The 9,649-nt window shown below is 35.6% G+C and carries 8 protein-coding genes; all 8 read left to right on the forward strand.

All coding sequences use genetic code 11. The features are described 5' to 3' along the window. The 8 genes from BMY85_RS10990 (at position 1) to BMY85_RS11025 (ending at position 9,054) form a co-directional block, all read left to right on the forward strand. Positions 1-762, forward strand: coding sequence for an SDR family NAD(P)-dependent oxidoreductase (locus BMY85_RS10990; protein WP_092478320.1), 762 nt, complete (start codon positions 1-3; stop codon positions 760-762). Between the two features lie 20 nt (positions 763-782). Beyond that, positions 783-2,099 (forward strand): B12-binding domain-containing radical SAM protein, encoded by a 1,317-nt coding sequence (locus BMY85_RS10995; protein ID WP_092478321.1) that lies wholly within the window; start codon positions 783-785, stop codon positions 2,097-2,099. A gap of 1 nt (position 2,100) precedes the next feature. Continuing rightward, positions 2,101-2,526, forward strand: a complete 426-nt coding sequence (locus BMY85_RS11000) for a hypothetical protein (RefSeq protein ID WP_092478322.1) — start codon at positions 2,101-2,103, stop codon at positions 2,524-2,526. Then, positions 2,523-3,761 (forward strand): glycosyltransferase, encoded by a 1,239-nt coding sequence (locus BMY85_RS11005; RefSeq protein WP_092478323.1) that lies wholly within the window; start codon positions 2,523-2,525, stop codon positions 3,759-3,761. The genes BMY85_RS11000 and BMY85_RS11005 overlap by 4 nt, the downstream gene beginning before the upstream one ends. Positions 3,762-3,777: 16 nt before the next feature. Beyond that, positions 3,778-4,110, forward strand: coding sequence for a sugar phosphate nucleotidyltransferase (locus tag BMY85_RS11010; protein ID WP_092478324.1), 333 nt, complete (start codon positions 3,778-3,780; stop codon positions 4,108-4,110). A gap of 194 nt (positions 4,111-4,304) precedes the next feature. Next, positions 4,305-4,811 carry a phosphopantetheine-binding protein gene (locus tag BMY85_RS11015; protein WP_207646547.1) on the forward strand — a complete coding sequence of 169 codons (507 nt, stop codon included), beginning with the start codon at positions 4,305-4,307 and terminating at the stop codon, positions 4,809-4,811. Between the two features lie 11 nt (positions 4,812-4,822). After that, positions 4,823-6,154 (forward strand): glycosyltransferase, encoded by a 1,332-nt coding sequence (locus tag BMY85_RS11020; RefSeq protein ID WP_092478326.1) that lies wholly within the window; start codon positions 4,823-4,825, stop codon positions 6,152-6,154. 230 nt (positions 6,155-6,384) lie between these two features. Then, positions 6,385-9,054, forward strand: a complete 2,670-nt coding sequence (locus BMY85_RS11025; protein WP_092478327.1) for a translation factor GTPase family protein — start codon at positions 6,385-6,387, stop codon at positions 9,052-9,054. Positions 9,055-9,649: the final 595 nt, after the last annotated feature.

A 9,649-nucleotide genomic window follows, 5' to 3' on the forward strand; every position in this document is an offset into this window, starting at 1 on the left:
ATGAATATAAATTTTGAAGGAAAAACAGTTTTAATATCAGGAGCAGCTGGTAGTTTGGGTTCACAGCTAGTTCATGATTATTGTTCTTCAGGTGTTGGCACATTGATACTTTTGGATCTTGATGAGAAAGAAGAAGAGTTAATAAATCTAAAAAAACAATATGGAAGTCAGGCTAAGGTCTTTACATACTGTATTGATTTAACCTCTGTTGAACAGATTATGCAGGTGGTCAAGCAAATAGAAAAGGATGAACTGTCAGTTGATATTTTAATAAACAATGCTGGAATTAATATATTGAGTAAAGTAGTTGAGACATCCGAGTTAATATGGGATAAGATAATTGATTTAAATTTAAAGGGTAGCTTTTTCTTGACAAAAGCAATTGGAGAATCTTCGCTGGTGGAAAATAAAGGAAATGTTATTTTTGTGTCATCACAGCATGGCGTGGTAGGAAATCAGATGCGTGCTGCTTACTGTTCCAGTAAATCAGCATTAGTCGGACTTGTTCATGCACTTACAGCTGAGTGGTCAACGTATGGTGTACGTGTAAATTCAATTGCGCCAACATTTATACTAAATAATAAGAATGAAGAATTTTTATTAGGACCAAGAGAAAAGAGAAATTACTTAAATAAAATACCACTGCATCGATATGCAGTACCAGAGGACGTATCCAATGCCATACTATTTTTAACAAGTGATAAAGCTTCTATGATTACAGGACACAATCTATTGGTGGATGGAGGGTACACGAGTATATAACAGAAAGAGGGAATGGAAGAATGTCAAATAAGATTCTTTTTATTGTGAAATCAAGTAGTGATAATGATGTTCAGGCAGCTAATAACTATATGCCACCATTAGGTCTGTTATCAATTGCTAACATGTTAAGGTTTCATGGATATGATGCTCAAGTAGTAGATTTTAGTGAGCGTATCTATGATATTAATGAAATTGTTTCTATTATTGAAGAAAATAATCCGTTATATATTGCATTTTCAGTATATACAGAAAATGTAGGAAATGTATTTAAGATGTGTCGTTATCTAAAAAGAAAATTTCCGAGCATTCCAATTGTGTTAGGGGGACCACATCCAACTTTAGATATAGAGTATTGTAAGAGAAAAAGATATGTGGACTTTATACTGATTGGGGATGGGGAACACAATGCTCTTGAACTTGCAGATTCTCTTAGAACGAATCAAAAAATTATTTCATTTTCTGATATAAAGGGACTTGTTTATAAAGATGAGAATGAGGAATACTGCCAGAAATCAGATAGGCAGTTTGTAACTAATCTCGATTTATTGCCAATTATTAATCGTGATTATATCAAAAAATGTTTTAATACTACTTTGCCAACCGTTTATTCAAGCAGAGGGTGTCCGGGAAGATGTATATACTGTGCTGCACCTGCTATGTCAGGAAATAAATATAGAATTCGTAATATTGATCATGTTTTTCTGGAATCTTTGTATGTGACAGAGACATGCAGTGATTATTACCAGATTTTTTATTGTGATGATACATTTACAGTATTTCGAAATCGGCTGGAGAGATTTATTGAATTGTGTAATCAGCCAGGAATCCAATTGATATGGAGGTGTGAGTCAAGAGTTGATGCTCTTTATCGGTATAGTGATTTGCTGGAAGGGTTAAAGAGTGCAGGATGTCGTAGAATTCAATTTGGAATAGAAAGTGGTAACCAACAGGTATTAAATGATATACGAAAAGGCTTAATTTTAGAGCAAGCATATGAATTAATTGATAAAACGGTGAATACTGGAATACCAGTTGTTACTAGTTTTATGTTTGGACATTATTGCGACACAGAAGAAACAATGAACGATACGCTTCATATGATGGAATATCTTAAGGAAAAGTATGGAAGTAAAGTTGAAATAGCATATGGATTAAATACTCCATTTCCAGGAACGTATCAGTATAATCACATTAGTGAATTAGGTATGGAACTACTCATAAAAGATTTTGTGGAACTTGACATGTATAGTGCCGTAGTTGAAACAGAGAATTTCGATCAGAAGATGTTGCGGGAATTTAATGAACGTGCTATGAAAATATATAATATAGGAGGCTAATATGGAGTCAGTATTAATTGTTTGTTTAAGTGGAGTTATGTATGCAGGGCAGTTGCTAGAAGAACTTGACTGGGAGAAACAATGGATTGGCATTAAGCCTAGCAATTCATCAGATGTATTAATGTATTTTAAAAAAGATAGAATTAAAAAAGTGTATTTACTAAACGGTGAAAAAAAGGTACTGATTGAGTCGGACTTAACAGAAAAAAATACGCAGGATCTTTCTTTTCCGCAAGAAAATATTCGCTTAATTCGAGTAAAGGGTGGAGTGTCATTTAGGGGTGAAAGCATTTTATCCTTAGAAGGGCTTGCTCAGTTAGAAAATGCAATCTCCTTGGAAGATGGTACGTTGATATCACCTAGCTTAGAGAGGGAAACGCTGATATACATACCAGACAAAGAAGTGGAAGAGGTATTCTGTGAATGAAAGTAATATATTTTTCTATGCCGTATGCAGGACATATTAATCCTAATATACCGCTATTTCAAGAATTGGTAAAAAAGAAGGTAGACATATATATATTTGGTGATGAAGGTTATCTATCAAAAATACTTGGTAATGAAGGGATAACTTATATTCAGCTACCAGAATATGTTTTAGAGTATTCTAAAATACAAAGCACAGATTTTAAAAGCGAAGAAGATTGTGCGGAAAAGTATTTTTCTATGATTTATAAGGAAGACATTCTAAAGGAGAAAGCATTTCAGGAAACCTCTCTGCAAATCCGTTTTTATAATGAGTACCTGTCAATAGTCAAGAACATAAGTCCCGACTGTATTATGTATGATTCGTATGCATTTTATATGAAGAAGATTATTGAGGATGAAAAAGTAAAGTATATCGATATTAATTGTGCCATGACTGTGCTGGAGGATTATTATAAAAGTGACAGCTGGAAAGAGTATCTTACAGATATTGTACTAACGGAAGTAGCAAATGCACCTTCTGTTGAACAGATTTGTTTGAGTATACGACATATGCAGAGATTTAAACGAAGACTTGAGTTAAACGAAAAGTCGAAAGAAGTAAAAATAAACTATTATTGTTACAATTCTGATTTGCTTCAATATAAAGAAGGGGCTTCTGATAAATACCCTCATTATATGGGATATCATTTAGAGGTTCCTAAGGCTATTGATAAGGACCATAGTATTTTTGTTTCACGAGGTACAATGAGTGATTCATATGGGATGCTAATGCTTAAGAAAACATTAGAATGTGTTGATGGAATCAATTATAAGTGTCAAGTTAGTGTTGGGAATAATCAGAACCTGTTAGAGCAGTTACAGCAGAAAAAATTTAGTGATAATATTCATTTGAATTTATATGTAAATCAAATCGAATGCTTATCAAAGGCTGATATTTTCATTACGCATGGAGGAATTTCAGGTGTAAGGGAAGCGTTATTTTGCGGTACACCTATGATTTTATGTCCAACAAACTATTTGGACTTTTTGCTTGCAAAACAACTTGAACAAAGTGGAGCAGGAATTTTGATAAAAGGTCAGTCTTTTAATAGAGATGGAATTACACAAGCGATTGACTTTATGAATAAGAATATTGAAAAATATCGTAAAGGAACCGACAGACTAGCAGAGCAATTAACAGAGACCTGGAATAGAAGTGGTATACAAAATGTTATTGACTTTATACAAGTGTAAAGGATAGAGGGGATAAATGTTAGCAGTAATTTTAGAAGCAGGTAAAGGGACTAGACTACAATCTGTCAATGTATGCAGCAGTAAATGTCTGCTTCCTATTAACGGCATCTCAATGCTGGGAAAGAAAATTAAACAGTTAGCCCAATCAGAATATATAGATAAAATTATTATTGTAATAAGAAAAGAACAAACAGAAATACCACAACTAATGGGAAAACAATGTATGAATGTGCCAATTAGTTTTGCATTTCAAGAAGAAGGTAAAAATGGAATAGTCAATGCACAGATATATGATTTTTCTTGGAATGCAAGGATATGTAAATGTAAGTGGTTTGTACTATGGCAATAAAACCAGTGATTTCGTAGCGGATAATAAGATATTTGTGTAAAGAAAAGTTTGGCTGCATAGAAGGAAGGTGAAGGACTATCGAAGATATATCAAAAGAAGAGGGAGAAATCCGAAATCCTTATGAAACAATAATTTACCGGATATTGGACTCGACACATAAGTATAAAGATATTAAAATAGTAAATTTGACAGATATGGATGGAAAAATAGTAATTTGTGTCTGTTTGGAAAAGCTGGATGGAAAAGAACAAACTGTTGAAAAGATAAGAGACCTCATTAGTAAAGAAGTGCCAGAGTATTATATGCCACAAAGAATCTTTTTTTTGGATCATGACGAAATGATGGAGGTTCGGGACTCAGAGAATCTAAGTTACCTAATTTATAGGCGATGTTCGATAAGCAGCATATATAAGGAACCAAGGAATAAATATGAATTTGTGCTGTGTACAATATTTTGTAATATATTAAAAGTCAGTAAAGTTGGTATTGATGATAATTTCTTTGATTTAGGAGGAAATTTTAGTATGGCCGCTTTGCTGGTAGAAGAAGTCAGGAATGCATTTCGGACAGATGTTCCAGTTTCGTTTATATTGAGGACGGATTTGACAGTGGCTCAATTGGCTAATCAGTTGTATGTTTATCGTATGCTGAAATATGATTCTAAAAAAATTGAACGGACCATAGGCGAAATAATATACTAGGGGGGAGAAAAGTGAAGATACTTCTATTTCAGACACTAGACTATTTATATAGTATTGGAGGAGCACATAGGGCGAATAGAATGTTACTAGAGCAACTGGCAGAGAGTGGGCAAGAATGTGAAGCAATTGTTCCATCTTATGAATGTGAAAAGAACTATCATGCATTTTTGGAAAAAAAAGGTATCAGTAATCATATGCTTCAAGAGACGGAAAGAGAGTATCTGTTTTGTGTCCAGAAAGTGGATGTCCATGTTACAAAAGGAAAATTTAATTTGTATACGGTGTTTTTCTATGAAGTGGAGCGGTTTCAGCCAGATATAATTTTAGTCTCAGAAGACCATAGTGGACTTTTGCTAGAGGCAGCTATGGAAACCTTCTGCCGTGTAGTATATATTTCCCATACAAAAGATACATTGCCATTTGGCGATTTTTTTGATAATCAAAGAATGACACAATTATTAGAAAAGGTCAATGGAATCATTACGGTTAGCAAGTATGTGAAGAACTATATTTCAAAATGGACAAATCTTGAAGCAAAAGTATTATATTTTCCTTCTTACGGAGAGGAACCTTTTCCACTATTAGGATATTATGGTAATTCCTATATTACAATAATTAATCCATCTGGCGTGAAAGGAATAGATATCTTTCTTCAAGTTGCAAAAAAACTTCCAGAGTTATCATTTGCGGCTGTTCCAACTTGGTCTACAAGCAAAGAAGAATTGGAAGAATTGAAAAAGGTTCCCAATATAGATATCTTGGAAGCAGATGATAATGTAAATGTAATTTATGAAAAAACAAGAATACTGCTTGTACCTTCTTTATGGGGGGAATCTTTCGGACAGGTTGTCGTGGAAGCAATGTTAAGAGGAATACCAGTTATTGCAAGTCAAATTGGAGGACTTACTGAAGCAATACAGGGGTGTGATTATACAATACCAGTAGAACCAATAAGAGATTACAAAAAAGATATAAATAATATTAGTTTTCCTGAACCAATTGTTCCTAAGCAGGATGTTAGATTGTGGATTCAGGCAATACGAGAATTAGAAGATTCAGAAAGATATCAGGAGTTATCAAAATTATCACGAGAAAAAGCACTAGAATTTGTTAGAGTAAATGGAATTACAAAGTTTATAGATTATTTTCAAACAATAATAGCTCAACAGATGATAGAAGATGCAACGGAAAATTTGAGAGAAAAAGTAAATGAAAAGCAAGATGAAATAGAGGGATTGAGTAACATGCCACCTGAAAGGATGGATGAACTGTTAAAAAATCTGAAACGGAATGAGAGGAGAGAACGCAGAAATGGGCGAGGTCCAAAGGAAGGAAATGATTAACCTGTTTCGGAATATGTAAAGATAAAAATGTGAATCAACATAATACATGGCTTATTTTTACAACTTATTATTGTGAGATACTGGATTTGTTCAAAAGGAGAGATAATATTTGGATTACAAGGTTGCAGAATTTGATAAAGCAAAACCCAGTTGGAACACCCATCACTTTATGGTATTATAATGACATATTATTTTAGCAATACCATATCCAATAAAGGAAGATAAAATAGATGAAAAAATTAGTAATAGGCATAGTGGCCCATGTGGATGCTGGCAAGACCACGCTATCCGAAAGCATTTTATACCAGACGGGCAGCATTCGCAAATTAGGACGTGTAGATACCAAAGATGCATTTTTAGATACCAATGAATTAGAACGGGCAAGGGGAATTACGATATTCTCAAAGCAAGCCATTGTAAAATACGGCGATATGGAATTGACTTTGCTGGATACCCCAGGCCATGTGGATTTTTCAGCGGAGATGGAAAGAACCCTGCAGGTTCTCGATTATGCAATTCTTGTAGTAAGTGGAGCAGATGGCGTACAAGGCCACACTTTAACTTTGTGGACATTACTTAGAAAATATAAAGTGCCAGCTTTTATTTTTGTCAATAAAATGGATCAGAAGGGAACGAGCAGACAAAATAGTTTAATTGAGCTAAAGAAAAAGTTAGATGAGAACTGCATTGATTTTGGAGAAGAAGGAACGGAAAACTTTTATGAAGAAATCGCAGTGTGTGATGAAAAACTGCTAAGCGAGTATATGGAGCAGGGAAGCATTGGAAAAGAAAGTATAAAAGAATATATTGCAAAACGTAAAATTTTCCCTTGTTTCTTTGGTTCTGCTTTAAAACTAACTGGAGTAGAGGAATTTTTAACAGGATTTGATGATTACACACAAGAACCAGTATATCAGGAAGCATTTGGTGCTAGAGTATTTAAGATTACCAGGGATGAACAAGGAAACCGTTTAACCCATATGAAAATTACAGGAGGCAGTTTAAAGGCTAAAATGCTTCTTACTAATAAAACCGCTAAGACAGAGGAACAGGATGTGTGGGAAGAAAAGGTAAACCAGATCCGTATGTATTCGGGTGAAAAGTTTGAGGCTGTGCCAGAAGCACTGGCAGGCTGTGTATGTGCTGTGACAGGACTTACCAAAACGAAACCAGGAGAAGGCTTTGGAATAGAAAGTGGTACTTGGAATCCAGTGTTAGAGCCTGTTCTGGGATATCAATTAATTCTTCCAGATGGTTGTGATCCCGCTATGATGCTGCCAAAACTGAGGCAGTTAGAGGAGGAAGTACCAGAACTTCATATTGTATGGGATGAATTTTTACAGGAAATCCGAGTACAGATTATGGGTGAAGTACAGACGGAGATTTTACAGACTATCATTAAGCAGCGTTTCCATGTGGACGTAGGATTTGGCACAGGTAAGATTCTGTATAAAGAAACCATTGCAGATGTTGTAGAAGGAGTGGGGCATTTTGAACCATTAAGACATTATGCGGAAGTGCATTTGCTATTAGAACCTTTGGAACGAGGAAGTGGAATGCAGTTTGAGGCCAAGTGCAGTGAGGACATTTTAGACCGTAACTGGCAGCGTCTTGTGATGACTCATTTGATGGAAAAGGAACACAAGGGAGTGCTAACAGGCTCTCCCATTACGGACATGAAGATTACGCTTGTAACGGGACGTGCCCATCAGAAGCATACGGAAGGTGGAGATTTCAGGCAGGCGACTTACCGTGCTGTTCGTCAGGGGCTAAAGCAGGCACAGTCTGTGTTATTAGAGCCTTATTACGAGTTTGAACTGGAAGTGCCACAGCAGATGGTAGGACGTGCCATGACCGACATTGATAAGATGTATGGAAAATGTGAAATTACCAAGTCAGAAGGCGATATGACAACATTAGATGGGGAAGCTCCAGTGGCAACTATGTGGGAATATCCCAAAGAAGTAATTGCCTATACCAAAGGACAAGGCAAGCTTACCTGTTCCTTAAAAGGATATGGAAAATGTCATAACGAACAGGAAGTAATCGAACAGATTGGATACGATTCGGAAAGTGATTTTGTGAATCCGACAGGTTCTGTATTCTGTGCCCACGGTTCTGGATTTATGGTAGAGTGGGATCAGGTAAAAGAATACATGCATCTGGAAAGTGTTTTAGACGGTGGCAATGGAACTTTAATAGAGTCAGAAATACGCCCTGTGGTATCCCAATACAAAGAAGAACAATGGATTGATACGGAAGAGATCGATTCCATACTTTCCAAGACATTTCATGCTAATAAAAAGCAGGAAACAAGGAATCCATTTAAAAAGAAAAAACGAGAAGAATATCAAGGACCAGTAACGAGATCTTGGAAACCTTCTGTAAAGAAAGAGGAGTATCTGCTGGTAGATGGATATAATATTATATTTGCATGGGAAGAACTTAGTGAGCTGGCTAAGCAGACCGTTGATGGGGCCAGAAATAAGCTTATGGATATCTTATGCAATTACCAAGGCATGAAAAAGGCCAATGTAATTCTGGTATTCGATGCATATCGGGTAGAAAATCATCAGACAGAGATTATGGATTACCATAATATTCATGTAGTGTATACGAAAGAGGCAGAGACAGCGGACCAGTACATTGAGAAATTTGCTCATGAAAATGCTTCAAAATACAAAATTACAGTTGCTACTTCTGATGGGTTAGAGCAGATTATTATCAGGGGAAAAGGGTGTCAGCTGTTATCGGCGAGAGAGTTAAAAGAAGAAGTAGAGATGCTGGAAGAAAAGCTCCGAAAAGATTATATGATGCCTAAGATGGAAGGAAAAATGAAGCTATCCGATACACTTAGTGAAGAAGCATTAAAAGAGATTGCGAAGTTCCATAAAGAATAATGCAAGAAATCGCATATAGCAGGGAGACTGTTTGCATATAGCAGGCAGTCTCCTTTTTGCATGTGCGCCTTGCGGCGCACGTTTCTAATGGGTGAAAGTCCCTAATCCGCCCTAGTAGTGGGAAGGATACAGCCAATGACAAGGGTGTCCATCGTGAGGTGGAATCTGAAGGAAGTCGGATGGCAAATCTCTGGTCTGACGAACAGAAATCACATCAGGCTACGGTTAAGGATAAGGTTGCACGACAAACCAAAGTCCAATAACTACTCGGAATTAACTGTGGTAAATGTGGCATATAAATGCTAACATAAATAAGTACAGAAAATCTAATATAAATATGTACAAAAACTGATTATAATAGATTCCTGATAGGAGGCACTATTATAATCATTCAAACTAATATAACCACTGATTTAACTATATATTCCTTAAATGATTTAACTAAATTAAAACCTTTTCTGGAGGATTCAACATTGAAAATTAATAAGAGCCAAATTGCTCGTGAACTGAACATCGATAGACGAACGGTTGACAAATACCTGCATGGATTTGAAAAATCTCATACAAGAAAGAAAAAATCTGTTATAGATGACTT

Source organism: [Clostridium] polysaccharolyticum (assembly GCF_900111595.1).
Classification (GTDB): Bacteria; Bacillota; Clostridia; order Lachnospirales; family Lachnospiraceae; genus Clostridium_AI; species Clostridium_AI polysaccharolyticum.